At 69.1% G+C, this 15,017-nt stretch carries 15 protein-coding genes and 1 pseudogene; 10 read left to right on the top strand and 6 right to left on the bottom strand.

Translation table 11 applies throughout. The features are described 5' to 3' along the window. Nucleotides 1-95: 95 nt before the first annotated feature. The 4 genes from thrS to OG819_RS48790 all read right to left on the bottom strand — a co-directional run bounded on the left by thrS (nucleotide 96) and on the right by OG819_RS48790 (nucleotide 2,511). Nucleotides 96-1,334 (bottom strand): threonine--tRNA ligase, encoded by a 1,239-nt coding sequence (gene thrS, locus OG819_RS48805; protein ID WP_266656138.1) that lies wholly within the window; start codon nucleotides 1,332-1,334, stop codon nucleotides 96-98. 90 nt (nucleotides 1,335-1,424) lie between these two features. Then, nucleotides 1,425-1,967: a DUF6262 family protein gene (locus OG819_RS48800; RefSeq protein ID WP_266638054.1), complete on the bottom strand. Its 543-nt coding sequence runs from the start codon at nucleotides 1,965-1,967 to the stop codon at nucleotides 1,425-1,427. Further along, a complete protein-coding gene (locus OG819_RS48795) occupies nucleotides 1,954-2,220 on the bottom strand; it encodes a hypothetical protein (protein ID WP_266656136.1) in 267 nt (88 codons plus the stop codon). Before OG819_RS48795 ends, OG819_RS48800 begins: the two co-directional genes overlap by 14 nt. 174 nt (nucleotides 2,221-2,394) lie before the next feature. Beyond that, nucleotides 2,395-2,511, bottom strand: coding sequence for a tyrosine-type recombinase/integrase (locus tag OG819_RS48790; RefSeq protein WP_323139452.1), 117 nt, complete (start codon nucleotides 2,509-2,511; stop codon nucleotides 2,395-2,397). A gap of 34 nt (nucleotides 2,512-2,545) precedes the next feature. Here OG819_RS48790 and OG819_RS48785 point away from each other — a divergent pair, with 34 nt between their 5' ends. After that, nucleotides 2,546-3,058, top strand: a complete 513-nt coding sequence (locus OG819_RS48785; RefSeq protein WP_266656134.1) for a serine dehydratase beta chain — start codon at nucleotides 2,546-2,548, stop codon at nucleotides 3,056-3,058. A 198-nt stretch (nucleotides 3,059-3,256) separates the two neighbouring features. Then, a pseudogene (locus tag OG819_RS59310) lies at nucleotides 3,257-3,793 on the top strand (L-serine ammonia-lyase, iron-sulfur-dependent, subunit alpha); the annotation flags it as partial. On the opposite strand, the gene OG819_RS48780 reads toward OG819_RS59310, so the two are convergent. After that, nucleotides 3,714-5,087, bottom strand: coding sequence for a hypothetical protein (locus tag OG819_RS48780; protein WP_266656132.1), 1,374 nt, complete (start codon nucleotides 5,085-5,087; stop codon nucleotides 3,714-3,716). The pseudogene OG819_RS59310 and the gene OG819_RS48780 overlap by 80 nt on opposite strands. Before the next feature lie 745 nt (nucleotides 5,088-5,832). After that, nucleotides 5,833-6,558, bottom strand: coding sequence for an IS6 family transposase (locus OG819_RS48775; protein ID WP_266656130.1), 726 nt, complete (start codon nucleotides 6,556-6,558; stop codon nucleotides 5,833-5,835). A gap of 49 nt (nucleotides 6,559-6,607) precedes the next feature. Here OG819_RS48775 and OG819_RS48770 point away from each other — a divergent pair, with 49 nt between their 5' ends. The 8 genes from OG819_RS48770 (at nucleotide 6,608) to OG819_RS48735 (ending at nucleotide 15,017) form a co-directional block, all read left to right on the top strand. Beyond that, nucleotides 6,608-6,808: a hypothetical protein gene (locus OG819_RS48770; protein ID WP_266638046.1), complete on the top strand. Its 201-nt coding sequence runs from the start codon at nucleotides 6,608-6,610 to the stop codon at nucleotides 6,806-6,808. A 563-nt stretch (nucleotides 6,809-7,371) separates the two neighbouring features. After that, nucleotides 7,372-8,562 carry an FAD-dependent oxidoreductase gene (locus OG819_RS48765; protein WP_266656128.1) on the top strand — a complete coding sequence of 397 codons (1,191 nt, stop codon included), beginning with the start codon at nucleotides 7,372-7,374 and terminating at the stop codon, nucleotides 8,560-8,562. Next, nucleotides 8,559-8,816 (top strand): 2Fe-2S iron-sulfur cluster-binding protein, encoded by a 258-nt coding sequence (locus OG819_RS48760; protein WP_266420186.1) that lies wholly within the window; start codon nucleotides 8,559-8,561, stop codon nucleotides 8,814-8,816. The genes OG819_RS48765 and OG819_RS48760 overlap by 4 nt, the downstream gene beginning before the upstream one ends. After that, a complete protein-coding gene (locus OG819_RS48755) occupies nucleotides 8,809-10,227 on the top strand; it encodes an FAD/NAD(P)-binding oxidoreductase (RefSeq protein WP_266656126.1) in 1,419 nt (472 codons plus the stop codon). The genes OG819_RS48760 and OG819_RS48755 overlap by 8 nt, the downstream gene beginning before the upstream one ends. Next, nucleotides 10,224-11,153: a dihydrodipicolinate synthase family protein gene (locus tag OG819_RS48750; protein ID WP_266656124.1), complete on the top strand. Its 930-nt coding sequence runs from the start codon at nucleotides 10,224-10,226 to the stop codon at nucleotides 11,151-11,153. The genes OG819_RS48755 and OG819_RS48750 overlap by 4 nt, the downstream gene beginning before the upstream one ends. A 1-nt stretch (nucleotide 11,154) precedes the next feature. Next, nucleotides 11,155-12,156, top strand: coding sequence for a proline racemase family protein (locus OG819_RS48745; protein WP_266638036.1), 1,002 nt, complete (start codon nucleotides 11,155-11,157; stop codon nucleotides 12,154-12,156). Between the two features lie 173 nt (nucleotides 12,157-12,329). Next, nucleotides 12,330-12,998 carry a GntR family transcriptional regulator gene (locus OG819_RS48740; protein WP_266638034.1) on the top strand — a complete coding sequence of 223 codons (669 nt, stop codon included), beginning with the start codon at nucleotides 12,330-12,332 and terminating at the stop codon, nucleotides 12,996-12,998. 459 nt (nucleotides 12,999-13,457) lie between these two features. After that, a complete protein-coding gene (locus tag OG819_RS48735; protein ID WP_266656122.1) occupies nucleotides 13,458-15,017 on the top strand; it encodes an ABC transporter substrate-binding protein in 1,560 nt (519 codons plus the stop codon).

The raw sequence follows: 15,017 nt of genomic DNA, 5'->3' as shown, positions 1-15,017 counted from the left end.
TTGGTTGCGTGGTGGACATGTCCTCCACGCGGCAGGGGGAGGAGCGCGGACTTCCTCCCTCTGCCTTCGGGAGACGTGGAGGTTGACTTCGTCTGCTACGAACTGGTCGCGCTGTCCCACAGTTCGGTGCTGTGGGCATCGATGAGGGTGCTGATGTGAGTCAGGACTTCGCTGGCCGGCTGCGGGTCGAGTCGGCGTCCGTCACGCAGTCGCAGTGCGACGAGGTTGTCAGCGGCTTCCTTGGTGCCGATGACGGCTTGGTAGGGAACCAGGCGGGCCTCTCGGATGCGGGCGCCCAGACTGCCGCGTTCCGGGCCGACGATCTCGGCACGCAGTCCGAGGTCGGTGCATCGCTGGGCGACCGCTGCGGCGTTCGGCAGTTCGGTGTCGGAGATCGGGAGGATCGCCAGTTGAGTGGGGGCGAGCCAGGCGGGGAAGGCGCCACCATGTTGTTCGATGAGATGGGCGACGGCTCGCTCCACACTGCCGATGATGCTGCGGTGGACCATGACCGGGCGGTGCTTGGCGCCATCCGCGCCGATGTAGTGCAGGTCGAACTGCTCGGGCTGGTGGAAGTCGACCTGGACGGTGGAGAGGGTGGACTCCCGGCCGGCGCCGTCGGTGACCTGGACATCGATCTTGGGGCCGTAGAACGCGGCCTCTCCCTGGGCCGCCTCGTAAGGCAGGCCGGAGCGGTCGAGGACGTCGGTCAGCAGGGCGGTGGACCGTTGCCACTTCTCCGGTGCAGCGACGTACTTGCCTCCAGGGCCCGGGAGGGACAGCCGGTAGCGGGTCGCGTTGATGCCGAGCGCCTCATATGCGCGGCGGATCATCTCCAGCGCTGCCTGCGCCTCCTCGGCAACCTGGTCCAGAGTGCAGAAGATGTGCGCGTCGTTGAGTTGGATGGCCCGGACGCGGGTCAGCCCGCCGAGCACACCGGAGAGTTCGGACCGGTACATACCGCCGAGTTCGGCCATACGCAGGGGTAGTTCGCGGTAGCTGTGGGAGCGGGAACGGTAGATGACCGCATGGTGAGGACACAGGCTCGGCCGCAGAACGACTTGCTCGCTGCCGATGTCCATCGGGGGGAACATGTCATCGCTGTAGTGCGCCCAGTGCCCGGAGATCTCGTACAGCTCCCGCTTGCCGAGCACGGGCGAGTACACGTGCTGGTAGCCCGCTCGCCGCTCAGCGGAACGGATGTACTCCTCCAGGGTGTGCCTCACGGCCGCGCCTTCGGGCAGCCAGTAAGGCAGTCCGGCGCCGATCAGCGGGTCAGTGTCGAACAGGTTCAGTTCCCGGCCGAGTTTGCGGTGGTCGTGGACGGTGGTCATCGCGGTCTCCTTGCTGGTTGCGGAGCAAGTGACCGGGCCTACGACGAAGCCCCGGGGCACTTGCCCCGGGGCTTCGGATCAGGTCGTCTGTCAGCGCGCCGGGACACTCTCCGGCGTCGTCGTCATGGCAGCGCGCTTCATGCCGATCACCGTAGCAGGGGCCCCGGTCTCCTGACGGTCATTTTTCGGCTGTGGTGCGAGGAATGCGCCAAGGGACGTTGTTCTCTTGCTTCTCCGGCTCGAGCCCACCGGAGTGGGAGATCCCGCGCAACCTGCGGATCTCCCCGTACGCCATTTCCAGGCGGGAAGGTCGCTGTTCTCAGTCCGTAGCTGCTTGATCCGCGCGAGCGCGATGTCCAGCCGTCGCTGGATGGATGCAATCGAGGCGGGCTGCGAGCCGGTCCGCTGGCTGGAGGGCTGCCGGTTCTGTAACTGTCGGATGGCCGTGACGAGATCTCGCTGCGTGTAGAGCCAGGACCTTGAAACACCTGCTTCCTTCGCGATCGCCGCGAAGCTGGTGTGGCTGCCGGTGCGCTGTGCCGCTGAGATGGCTCTCTCGGCGTTGGTTCGGGCGCGGTGGCTGCGTTGTCGGGTGGCCTCGGCCAGAGCGGCGGTGTTGTCAGCTGGCGGCATCGACGTTCTCCACGTGGCCGCCGACGACGATCTGGTTCTCGGCGGTCTCTTCGAGAGCGCTGATGATTTTGTCGAGCTTGCCGAAGGTGCGGCGGTTCTTTTCCGCGACCCGGGCGAGCCCGGCCTGCTCGGCCTGGGTGATGAGTTCGCTGGTCTCCTGCCGCTGCTGGCGGTGCTGCTGGAGGAAGTCGCCAGTCGTGATGAAGAACCGGCAGTCCAGACAGGGGTTGGCGTACTCGCAGTCGGTCTGCACCGGGGCTCCGCAGCAGCCGTTGGGTAGCGTCACCTTCGCGCGGACCAGGCTCATCTTCGCCCAGGCCGCCCCGGCGAGCGGGTGGCCGGCGGCGATCTCGGCCTTCTGCCCCTCGTGGTTGACCTTGAGGGCGTTCTCCCAGTGCCGCCGCAGCGTCTTGTCGTGGAGCTTGGCTTAGACGGCCGTCATGGCCGGCGACATGTGATCGAGCAGGGTCTGGATCACGGGCTGGGGAACATCGGCGTTGATCAACCGGGTGGCCAGGGTGTGCCGGAACTGATGGAAGGTCACCTTCCCCGGGCGGCCGTGTTCGTCGGTGCGGCCGATGCGGGCCGCCCGGCGCTTCGTCAGGCTCCTGGACGAGGAGGGCCTCCTGCCCTCCGTCAGCCGGGTGCGGGCCGAACTGTTCGGGTCGCTTGGCGCGACCGGTCACGGACACGGCTCGGACAAGGCCGTCGTGCTCGGCTTCGAGGACGAGGACCCCGCCACCGTCGACGCCGACCGGGCCGACAGCCGGGTCGCGCAGGTGCGCGACAGCCGCACCCTGCTCCTGGCTGGCAAGCACCGGATCGGCTTCGACAGCGCTGCCGACCTGGTGCTGCACCGGCGTAGGTCCCTGCCCCCGCACGCCAACGGCATGGTGTTTTACGCTTTCACCGACGACGGCCCCGGGCGCTCGACGAACGGAGCTACTACTCGGTGGGGGCGGCTTCGTCGTCGACGAGGGCGCAAGCGGCGCCGACCGTGTCGTCGTGGACACTACACGGGTGCGTTTTCCCTTCGGCTCGGGAGCCGGACTGCTCGTGCACTGAGAACGGGAAGGCCTCGCCGTCAGTGACATCCTGCTCGCCAACGAGCTGGCCTGGCGCCCCGAGGCCGAGGTGCGGACGGGACTGCCGCACCTGTGGTCCGTCATGCAGGCGTCCGTGGAGCGCGGATGGCGGCGTGAAGGCGTGCTGCCGGGCGGCCTGCGGGTGCCGCGCCGGGCAATCGGCGCTGTTCCAGGACCTCAACTCGAAGCGGGGAGCGGGATGCCCTCCAGGTCATGGACTGGGTGGACCTGTTTGCCCTGGTCGTCAATGAGGAAAACGCCTCCGGCGGCAGCATCGTGACCGCCCGGACCAACGGGGCGGCTGGCATCGTGCCCGCCGTACCGCACTACTACGCGCGATTCGTACCCGACGCCGACGACGGCGGCGTCGTGCGCTTCCTGCTGACCGCCGCCGCGATCGGCATCCTCTTCAAACAGAACGCATCCATGTCCGGCGCCGGATCGATGGCCGCTGTGAAGCCCCGGCCCGGCCATGACGGTGATACGGACGGACAAGGAATGTGGACTTTGTGCCCGCAGTGCGGTCGCCGAACGCTGAGGTCCTGGGACCGCTCGATCTTCCTCACGGCCACGGCCACGGCCACGGCCACGGCCACGGCCGGGGCTGGCGCAGAGGCGGCCGACATACGCGCCACAGGGGGCAGGAGACGGCACCGGGCGGTCACGAGGTGTAGTCCACGGTCACCGGGGCCGTGTTATTGCCGGGGTCCGGGTCGGCGGCGGTACCGGGCGGGGCCGTGACACTGCCGCGGGCTCTTTCGACGCGCTTGTCGATATGCACCAGCAGGACGATGGCGTAGGGCGGTTCCCCCGGCCCGCAGGCGACGGGCCCACTCTTCGCTGGGCCGTTCCGGCAGTAGGAGTCGTCGTTTTCCAGCTCCGGTGACCTGGTGACAAGGCTGACACCGGCGGGGAGAGTCACCCACATCGTGTTGCCCGGGTAGCTCCTCGGATATGGCACCTCGGTCCGGACCTCCTGGCCCACCTTGCCCCTGATGGTAAAGCCGATCGCCTCCACGTCGTTGCCCCGCGTGGTCTCGAAGTCCAGTTCCCCGGAGGCTCCCCGGCTGATGCGCAGATCGGCCCCGGTGAACGCGCTGCCGTTCACCGGGCGAAGCCGCAGCCGTTCACCGGTGCCGCGCGCAGTCGGCCCGGGAAGCTGTGCAGGACCGTCGATATCAGTGGTGGGCCACACGCTGTAGTGAAGGCTGCCGCTCCTCGTGGCCCGGCCGGTCACGGCGATGATCGGGTGGTCTGTCTCGTACGCCGTTCCCGCGGGCAGCGGGCCGGGAAAGTCACACTGTGCCCTGGTGGCCACTGCCGCCTTGTTGTAGCGGCAGTTACGGTACCGGGGCAGCAGGGTGCTGCCGTCCGCGTCCATCACGACGGTGATGCCGCCGTCGACACCGGTGTCCCCCTGGTTGCCGAAGGCGGGGGTCAGCCGCACCTCGCCCCCAGGGCGCACCCCCGCCAGTTTCTTGTGCCGGGTGGTCAGATACGGCGAGCCGACCAGCACGCGAGTGGTGTGCAGAATGGTGGGCGCGTCGGCGCTGTGCACGGTCACCACGATGGTTCCGGCCGAGCCGAGGGCCGCACCGGGCTTCGGCTTCACCTGGAAGGGAAGGAAATCAGCCTCCTGCCCGTACTTGATGTCCGGCAGCGCGCAGGTCACGCGAAAGCCCAACCGGGCGCAGCCGTAAGCCTTGTTCTCCCCCCAGATGTCGGCCTTCCCCTTGAAGACGGACAGGTCGAAATCCGCCTCGACCCGATGGGCGAACCCCTGGCTCCCTCCGGGTGAGGCCGCGGCCGCCGCCAGACGGATCCGGTATGCGGCGGGCCAGGGGGCATGGTTGGGCGAGGTGTAGCGCGGCAGGTAGAACGTGTTCAGCACGGACCGGAACGTCAGCACGGCCTCGGGGGCCTGCGTTCGCTGGTGGGCCCTCAAAGTGAGGGCGCACGCCGCGGCCGCCGTCAGCACCAGGGCACACAGCACTGCCGCATACCGTCGCGTCCGCTCCGCCCACTGAATCCTCATAACCGGATAAGACCCACCGGACGCCGAATGGTTGCGTGCGGGCGGAGGCGCCCGTCGCACGGGCTGCGGCAGCTCGCCCAGGACAGCGTCGTGCCGGCGGCCGTCGGGGATGGCCGCGCGACGGGACCTGGTGCCGATACGCACCCGGCGACCACACACGGTCACCAGCAGGCTGGACTCCGCAGGAAACTCACGGCAGTTGACTATGCCACGGAGTGGCAGGCCAGGGCACTGTCTGACCTGCCGCTGCCTCACGAAGCCGTGCGACAACGACACCAAGTGGCGTGCGCTCCCTGCGACTTCGGCATCCCCTGGCGGACCGTGTTCGGGTTCTTCGCCCGCTGGGCGACGGCGGGCGTGCTCAAGCACATCCTCGGGCGCCGTCACGTTGGCTGACCGGGCGGGATGATCTTCGGGTCGATGATGGTGGAGGGGCGTCCGTGAGGAGTATGCGCCTGCGGATTGCCCTCCTGTCGCGGCCGCGTAGCTTGTCGAACCGTTGCCCCGCATCCACGCGGGAAGCGGGAGGGCAATGGGGGAGCTGTTGATGGCTGGGCGTCCGGAGAGTCCGCTCGAACCGAGTGCGGGCCGATACAGCGGTGTGCTGGCGAGTTACGCAAGCTGCGGGAGGAGGCGGGCAGTCCGACGTACCGTTCGATGGCGCAGCGGGCGTTGTCACGTTGTTGGGTGCGTGGCTGTCTGATGGTGCGTCGGGGTGTGGTGGGTCTGCGGTCCGGGCCTGTGTTCAGGCCGTGGCGGGCAGGCTGGCAGTGCCGGTGATCTGGTCCCAGATGGCGAAGCGGATGGTCATCTCGGCTTGGTGGTCGGAGGCTGTCATCAGGTGGCGGTGGGGTCGGAAGTGGGGTGAGATGCCGCTGAACGCGGACAGGAACCGCTGGGCTCCACCGGTACTGCGGAAGTCCTTCATCGCGCGTTCACGCTGCCTGGTGGGCTGGTGGCTGTTCTCGGCCCGGTTGTTCAGTCCCTTGTGCGAGCGGTGCTCGACGGAGGGCATGACCTCACGGTGGGCCGCGCCGTAGGAACGGAGCTTGTCCGTGACGACCACCCGCGGCACCGCACGCGTCCTCTTCATCAGACGGCGGAAGAAGCGCCGGGCCGCGGCCTTGTCCCGCCGGTTCTGCACGAGGATGTCGAGCACGTTGCCGTCCTGGTCGACGGCCCGCCACAGGTACTTCAGCTCCCCGTTGACCTTGATGAACACCTCGTCCAGATGCCATTTATCCCCGGGCCGGGGACGGCGGCGGCGCAGTCCGTTCGCGTAGGCCTGGCCGAACGTGGCGCACCAGCGGCGGATCGTTTCGTAGGAGACGATGACGCCTCGCTGGAGCATCAGCTCCTCGACCTCGCGGAAGCTGAGCGGGAAGCGGAAGTACAGCCACACACAGTGCGAGATCACCTCGACCGGGTACCGGTGCCCCCTGTACGACGGCGACGCACTCCCCACCGACAACCCCCCTACAGCAGATCAACCCGAAGATCATCCCACCCGGTCAGCCAACGTGACAGCGCCCTACGGAGCGTTCTACCGCTCCGAACTGCTGCCCCTCCTGCGGCGTATCAGTGCCTACCTGATGCGCTGGATCCGCAAGAAGTACAAGCGATTTCGGTCGTTCAAGGCAGCCCACAAGTGCTGGCAGCGCATCACCAGCCGGCATCCCAGGCTCTTCGCCCACTGGGCATGGACACCGTGTTTCTGGTGATCAGAGTGACAAGAGCGGAGTGACGGGAGACTGTCACGCTCCGTTCTGTGGGAGCCCGAGGGCGAGACTCCCTCGGGCCACCCGACCAATGATCCCGACACCACGTTCCATGACCTCGGCTCCGACTACCGCCAACGCCTGATTGACCCGAAACGCCGCACCCGCGACCTTGTACGCCAGCTCAACGCGCTTGGCCACGACGTCACCCTTGCCCCCGCAAGCTGACCGCCATCGGAAGCTCTGGCCAACGAACGCGCCAGCATGCCCGTGACCTGGTGGATTTTCCATTCAGCGTGCCGGCCGACTTCCGCGAGTGCTTCGCCCAGGACGACGCGCCGACCGTCTTCTCGATCCGGCGCTCGCGCGCCTGATGGAGGCCGGACTCGTGAGCGAGCGCACCACGCAGCCTGCCGACTCCGCCCACGTCTTGGCCGCGGTGCGCGACTTGAGACCCGGCTGGAACTAGTCACCGAGGCCGTCCGCGGCGTGCTGGAAGAAGTGGACCGCACTGCTTCGCATCTGGGCCGCTCCCATTACAACGGGACATGTGACATAGTACTGCTGTGTCCAATCCTCTTCGGATCGTCGTCGTGGGCGCCGGTATCGTCGGCGCGGCGATAGCCCGTGCCCTGGTCCGCGCCGGCTGTGACGTGACCGTCGTCGACCGCGGCCCTACGGCCGGAGGTACCTCCGCCAGCGGCGAGGGCAATCTGCTCGTCTCCGACAAGGAGCCCGGCCCTGAGCTGCGGCTGGCGCAGCGTTCGCTCGCTGCCTGGGCGCGGATCGAGGACGAGCTGCGCGACGAGCTCCCCGCCGGATTCCCCGGCCTCGAACTGGAACGCAAGGGCGGCCTGGTGGTCGCCACGACCGAGGCCGGCGCGGAGGCCCTGCTGACGTTCGCAGACACCCAGCGGGGTGCCGGAGTGCTGGCTGAGACGGTGGACGACGCCCGGGCTCATGAGCTTGAGCCCGACCTGACACCGCACAGCACCGCCACGGTGTACTACCCCGAGGACCTGCAGGTGCAACCGGTGGCCGCAACCGAGGCGCTGCTGGCCGCGGCCCGCCGCCACGGCGCGCGCGTACAACAGGGCGTCGAGGTGACTGGGCCGGTGCTGTCGTCGGGCCGGCTTGTCGGCGTACAGGTCGCCTCCGCGACCCTGCCCGCCGACGCCGTGGTGCTCGCCGCCGGACCCTGGTCCGGCCTGGTCGCCGAGCGGCTCGGCGTTCTTCTCCCGGTGCGTCCGCGTCGCGGCACGGTCCTGGTCACCTCCCGGATGCCGGCCCGTATACGGCACAAGGTGTACGACGCCGACTACGTGGGCGCGGTCGGCTCGGGCTCGGCCGACCTGCAGGTCTCCAGCGTGGTCGAGTCGACCGTCGGCGGGACCGTCCTGATCGGCTCCTCCCGGGAGCGCCGCGGCTTCGACGAGCGGATCGAGGCCCGGGTGCTCGCCGCGCTGGCCGCCAAGGCATTGCTGCTGTTCCCCTTCTTGGCCGACACGCAGGTGATGCGCGCGTACGGAGGGTTCCGACCGTTCGTCCCCGACCACCTGCCGGTGATCGGTGCCGACCCGCGGCTGCCCGGTCTGTGGCACGCAACCGGGCATGAGGGCGCCGGGATCGGCCTGAGCCTGGCCACCGCCGAACTGCTGCGCGACCAACTCCTCGCCGGTGCCGCAGATCCGCTGGCCGCCGAGTTCCGCCTGGACCGTCCCACCCTGCTGCCGCACCTCGAAGGGGCCGCCCGATGACGGGGATACATATCGAGGTCGACGGGGACCGGATCGCCGGCCTGGCCGGGCAGAGCATCGCCGGGCTGCTGCTGGCCGACGGGCGGGTGGCCTGGCGGCGTACCCGCACCGGCCGCCCCCGCGGTGTCTTTTGCGGGATCGGCGCCTGCTTCGACTGCCTGGTGACCGTCAACGGCCTGCGCGACGTGCGGGCCTGCCAGCGGCGGGCCGTGGACGGCGACAAGGTCGACCTGCAGGAGGACGATCGTGACTGAGGTGCTCGTCGTGGGCGGCGGACCGGCCGGGATGGCCGCGGCGCTGGCCGCCCGCCGCCACGGCGCCCGTGTCGTGCTGCTCGAAGCCGGTGACGACGTCGGCGGGCAGTACTGGCGGCATCTGCCAGGCGGGCGTGCCGACACGAGCGAGCGGCTGTGGCATCACGGCTGGGACCGCTTCGTCGCAATGCGCGACGAACTGCTGGGCGACGAAGGCTGCGAGGTCGTGACAGGCGCGCACGTCTGGTCGGTCGACCGGCGTGATGACGCCCCGCCGCTGGTGCACGTGTTCGTCGGCGAACCGGACGGGCAGGGGCGCGAGCCGCGTACCTTCGATCCGGCGGCCCTGGTGCTCGCGACCGGGGCGTACGAGCGCACCCTGCCGTTCCACGGCTGGGACCTGCCCGGCGTCTTCACCGCCGGGGCGGCGCAGGCGCTGGCCAAGGGCGAGCGGGTGGCCGTCGGCCGCCGCGTCCTAGTGGCCGGTGCCGGGCCGTTCCTGCTGCCCGTGGTCTCCAGCCTGCTGCGGATCGGCGCCGAGGTCGCGGGTGTGGTCGAGGCGGCCGGCCCGGCGCAGCTCGCCCGAGGCTGGGCAACCCGGCCGTGGCAGCTGCTCGCGGCTCGACGCAAGGCCGGCGAACTGGCCGGGTATGCCTGCCAATTGGCCGCCCGCCGCATTCCGTACCGGACCGGAGCAGCAGTCGTCGCGGCGCACGGCATCGATCGCGTGGAGGCGGTTACCGTGGCGCGCCTGACCCGGGACTGGACGCCGATCCCCGGCACCGAACGACGGATCGAGGTCGACGCCGTCTGCGTGAGCCATGGCTTCGTCCCGCGCACCGAGCTTGCCACAGCGGCCGGCTGCGCGGTGGGCGTGGACGGTGCGGTCACCGTCGACGAGCGGCAGCGTACGTCGGTGCCCGGGGTCCTGACCGCCGGCGAGCTGACCGGCATCGGCGGCGTCGACCTGGCCCTGGCAGAGGGCGAGATCGCCGGGACCGTCGCCGCCGGGGGTGCGCCCGCACCGGGCGCGGTCCACGAGCGGGCGGTCTTCCGGAAGTTCGCCGCGCGGCTCGCCGCCGCGCACGGCATCCGCCCCGGCTGGCGCTCCTGGGTGGACGACGACACCGTGGTGTGCCGCTGCGAGGACGTCACCGCGGGCGCCCTGCGTCAGGCCGCGGAGCTGACCGGATCCCGCGGGCTGCGCTCGCTCAAACTGACCACCCGGGCCGGCCTGGGCCTGTGCCAGGGCCGCACCTGCGGCCGCACGGTCGAGGACATGCTCACCGGTTCGAACGAGCCTGGCCTGCTCGACCCGGGCCGTACCGCCCACCGACCGGTCGCGATCCCCGTACGCCTGGGCGAACTTGCCGCTTCGACCAGTACCAGCAACCGAGAGGACGTCCCATGAGTTCCACACCGACTGACCTGCGCGGGGTGATCGTCGCCACCGCGCTGCCCTTCAAGGAGAACCCCTCGGCCCCCTCCGGGCTGGAGGTCGACTACGACCGTTACGCGGAGCACTGCGACTGGCTCATCAACGAGGGCTGCCACGGCGTCGGTCCCAATGGATCGCTCGGCGAGTACTCCGCACTGACCGACGCGGAGCGTCGCAAGGTCGTCCAGGTGGCCGTCGAGGCGGTCGGCGGGCGCGGCGTCGTGGTGGCCGGGGTGCACGGGCCCGGCTGGCACCAGGCCCGGCACTGGACCGAACTGGCCGCCGAGGACGGCGCCGACGGCGTGCTGGCGCTGCCGCCGACGATGTACCGGGCCAGCCGCGAGCAGGTCGTCGAGCACTACACGAAGATCGACGAGGTCGGGCTGCCGATCATGATCTACAACAACCCGGTCGACACCAGGGTCGACCTCGTCCCCGACCTGGTGGCCGAGATCGCCCAGCTGCCCAACGTGACCGCGATCAAGGAATTCAGTGGGGACGTGCGCCGGTTGTTCGAGATCGCCGAGCGGTGCGACATCGACGTCGTGGCCGGCGCCGACGATGTCCTGTTCGAGCTGATGGCCGATGGGGCGGTCGGCTGGTTCGCGGGCTTCCCCAACACCTTCCCGGCCGAGTCGGTGGCGATCTACGACCACATGCTGGCCGGGCGCTTCGAGGAGGCCCGGGAGCTCTACAAGCACCTCGTCGCGGTGTTCCGGTGGGACTCGCGCACCGAGTTCGTGCAGGCCATCAAGCTCGGCATGGAGATGGTCGGCCGGTACGGCGGCCCGTGCCGCCCGCCGCGCGGCCGGCTCTCCGCCGAGCACGACGCCCAGGTGCGCGCCGACATGCGACGGGCCATCGCCGCGCTTGAGGCACGCCGCGCGGTGGCGGTCTGAGATGCGCACGTCGCGGTTGTTCTCCGCTGTTGACTCGCACACCGAGGGCATGCCGACCCGGGTCGTGACCGGTGGCATCGGGGTGATCCCCGGCGCCACCATGAACGAGCGGCGGCTGTACTTCGTCGAGCACCTCGACCACGTACGGCGGCTGCTGGTGAACGAGCCGCGCGGCCATTCGGCGATGAGCGGCGCCATTCTGCAGCCGCCGACCCGCCCCGACGCGGATTTCGGCGTGCTGTACATCGAGGTGTCCGGGTGCCTGCCGATGTGCGGGCACGGCACGATCGGGGTGGCCACGGTGCTGGTCGAGACCGGGATGGTCGAGGTCGTCGAGCCGGTGACCAGCATCCGGCTGGACACCCCGGCCGGGCTGGTGGTGGCCAACGTCACGGTCAAGGACGGGCACGCCGAGAGCGTCACACTGGAGAACGTGCCCGCGTACTGCGACCGGCTCGACGAGACCATCGAGGTGCCCGGCCTCGGCGAGGTCAGGTACAGCCTGGCGTTCGGCGGGAACTTCTACGCCATGGTGGAACTCGACGACCTGCGGCTGCCGTTCGACCGCGAACGCAAGGCCGAGATTCTGAGCGCCGGACTGGCGATCATGGATGCGATCAACACGTCGGCGCCGCCCAAACACCCGCAGATCGACGGTGTCGACCATTGCCACCACGTGGAGTTCATCGCGCCCGGTTCGGACGCCGCGCACTCACGGCACGCCATGGCCATCCACCCGGGATGGTTCGACCGATCGCCCTGCGGAACCGGCACGTCGGCGCGGATGGCCGAGCTGCACGCACGCGGCGAGCTGGCGCTGCACCACGATTTTGTCAACGAGTCCTTCATCGGTAGCCGGTTCACCGGCCGGCTGGTGGGAGAGACCACGGTCGGCGGCCTGCCCGCGGTGCTGCCGACCATTACCGGCCGGGCCTGGGTGACCGGGATCGGCCAGTACATGCTGGACCCGACCGATCCCTACCCGGCCGGTTTCGAGTTCTGAGGGGGAACGATGGACGTCGCGGTCACGCGCTTCCAGCGTTCGGTGACATATCAATGAACACCACCGTCGACGGTGCCCCCCACCTGTGACGACCGGCGAATGCGATACTCGGCGCTGTTCGGCCGACGATGGTTGGCGGGGTGTGACATTTTAGTCGTGGGAGGACTGCGCGGATGAGTTCATCAATCATCGGCCCGGTGTCGGTGGCGGCGAGCCTGCGCGGCACAGTGGAGGACGCGGTGGCCGCGGCCATCGTCTCGGGCGAACTGGCCCCGGGCACCCTGGTCACCGCGCCGACGCTGGCCACACGTTTCGGGATCTCCGCCACCCCGGTCCGTGAGGCCCTGCTCAACCTGCAGGGACGCGGGTTCGTCGACGTGGTGCGCAACAAGGGTTTCCGGATCACCGAGGTCAGCGAGCAGGACCTCTGGGAGATCGTGCGGCTGCGCCAGCTGCTGGAGGCCCCGCCGATGCGGGAGATCGCGCGGGCGCTGCAACCGGAGGCCGCTGCCGACCTGCGGGGCAGGGCGCAGGCGATCGTCGACTCGGCTGCTGCGGCCGATCTGGCGGCCTATCTTGCCGCGGACATGGCCTTCCACCTGCGACTGCTGGAGCTGCACGGCAACCGCCGGCTGGTCGCGATGGTGAAGGACCTGCGGCAGCAGACCCGCATGGTGGGCCTGGCCGACATGATCGGTACAGCCGAGCTGGCCCGTTCGGCCGCCGAGCACCACAGCCTGGTGGACCTGCTGGAGGCGCGTGACGGGCGGGGTGCGGAAACGCTGCTCACTGCCCACATCGGACACGTGCTCGGGTGGTGGAACGGCCGCTCGGAGGACTGAGGCGCCGGTGTGACCAGCCTGCCCGGCCTAGCCGGGCAGGCCCTTCGGCATGCCCGTGAACAGGCATTGCGGCGCGGCAAATTCTCGCACGAAGCCCTTCTCCTGAGAGGTGTCACATACTACTGTCTCCTCAAGTGATCGGGATCGCAGTGATCTCGATCACTCCGTGGGGCCGGCTGTGGCTGCTCTGCCCGTCGCCCCATCGGACTCGCAGCGCATCTGCCACCGTTTCCGCACAAAGTCGTTGGTCTGCTGGCCTGTCACCCGTCCCGCTCATCCGGACGGCCGAGCTGCCCGCACCCGACCGGAAAGTAGGACCCCTTGAAGAGAACCTCATCTTCAGTGGCGCTCGCTGGGCTGGCGGCCGGCGTACTCGCCCTTTCGGCATGCACCGGTGGCGGCTCCTCGTCCCCAGCCACCGGCGGTGGGAGCGGTGGGGCTGCGGTCAAGGGCGGGACCGTGCAGGTCCTGCAGTCGGCCAACTTCTCCTATCTCGACCCGTCCCGCGGCTGGGACGGTGGCGTCAACGCGTTCTACCGCCTGATATACCGTCAGCTGATCACCAAGGCACCCAACGACGCCAAGGACCCCAACGCGATGGTCCCCGACCTCGCGCAGAGCCTCGGCAAGGTCTCCGCCGACGGTCTGATGTGGACCTACAAGCTCAAGGCCGGGATCAAGTTCGACACCGGCGCGCCGATCACGTCCAAGGACGTCAAGTTCGGCATCAGCCGCAGTTGGGACCCGGAGATCGGCATCGGCGCGCCGTACCTGAAGAATCTGATCGCTGCCCCGAAGGGCTACCAGGGGCCGTACCGCTCGGGCGATCTGCCGACGATCGAGACACCGGACGACCAGACGATCGTCTTCCACCTCAAAGCTCCGTTCCCCGAGTTCGACGCGGCGCTGTCCCAGCCGAGCGGCACCCCGTTCCCGGTCGGCACCGGCGGGGGCGACTCGTTCATCAAAGACGTCGTCGCCTCCGGTCCCTACGATGTGGAGAAATTCACCCCGGGCAGCTTGATCCAGCTCAAGCGCAACCCGCACTGGGACGCGGCGGGCGACACGGTCCGCAAGGCCTACCCCGATGCGTGGCGCTTCACCATCGGCGTCGAGGGCGCCACCATCGACGAGCGTCTCATCGCCGGCCAGGGGGCCGACATCAACGCGGTCGCCGGCAGTGTGCAGACGGCCACCATTGCCCGCCTACAGACGCCGCAGCTCAAGGCACGGACGATCAAGGCGCCGTCGACCTGTCTCACGTACATGGGTCTCAACACGACGAAGAAGCCGCTCAGTAACGTGAAGGTGCGCCAGGCCATCAACTACGCGGTGGACAAAGGCTCGGTGCTCAACGCCACCGGCGGCAAGCAGTTCGCGACGATCTCCAACAGCATCCTGCCTGCCACGGTCTCCGGGCACGTCGACTACGACCCCTATCCGAGTGCGGACAACGCCGGTGACGCGGCCAAGGCCAAGCAACTGCTCACTGAGGCGGGCTACCCGAACGGCTTCACGCTGACCTTGGACGTACGCGCGAACGAGACGGAGCAGCGCAAAGGCGAGGCGATTCAGCAGGCGCTCAAGCGGGCCGGCATCGAGGTCAAGCTGAACGTGATCGACGTGTCGACCTACTACGAGACGATCGGCACGCCGTCGCAGCAGCACGACGCGGCGATCACCGGCTGGTGCCCGGACTGGGCGTCGAGCGCGTCGACGTTCCTGCCGCCGCTGTTCGACGGCCGGCACATCACCGCCAAGGGCAACCAGAACCTCTCCCAGCTCAACGACGACGCCGTCAACGCCGAGATCGACCGGATCGGCGCGATGACCGACCTGGCCGCGGCGAACAAGGCCTGGGGCGAGCTGGACAAGAAGATCATGACGCTGGCTCCGGTCGTTCCGCTGAACGTCGAGAACCGCATCTACCTGCCGGGCACCAACGTGGCCGGGGTGATCGTGCCCAGCGGCGACCTCGACTACGGGATCATCGGTCTCAAGGACCCGGCGAAGGGCTGA

Source organism: Streptomyces sp. NBC_01549, assembly GCF_026339955.1.
In the GTDB taxonomy this organism is placed as follows: domain Bacteria; phylum Actinomycetota; class Actinomycetes; order Streptomycetales; family Streptomycetaceae; genus Streptomyces.
Note: the sequence above shows the minus strand (reverse complement) of the source record. Positions and strands in the feature narration are given on the sequence as shown.

Coding starts and splice junctions, on each gene's coding strand:
- OG819_RS48785 (WP_266656134.1), top strand. CDS start 2,546: ATGCGGGCCGCCCGGCGCTTCGTCAGGCTCCTGGACGAGGAGGGCCTC.
- OG819_RS48780 (WP_266656132.1), bottom strand. CDS start 5,087: ATGAGGATTCAGTGGGCGGAGCGGACGCGACGGTATGCGGCAGTGCTG.
- OG819_RS48745 (WP_266638036.1), top strand. CDS start 11,155: ATGCGCACGTCGCGGTTGTTCTCCGCTGTTGACTCGCACACCGAGGGC.
- OG819_RS48760 (WP_266420186.1), top strand. CDS start 8,559: ATGACGGGGATACATATCGAGGTCGACGGGGACCGGATCGCCGGCCTG.
- OG819_RS48750 (WP_266656124.1), top strand. CDS start 10,224: ATGAGTTCCACACCGACTGACCTGCGCGGGGTGATCGTCGCCACCGCG.
- thrS (WP_266656138.1), bottom strand. CDS start 1,334: ATGACCACCGTCCACGACCACCGCAAACTCGGCCGGGAACTGAACCTG.
- OG819_RS48800 (WP_266638054.1), bottom strand. CDS start 1,967: ATGCCGCCAGCTGACAACACCGCCGCTCTGGCCGAGGCCACCCGACAA.
- OG819_RS48740 (WP_266638034.1), top strand. CDS start 12,330: ATGAGTTCATCAATCATCGGCCCGGTGTCGGTGGCGGCGAGCCTGCGC.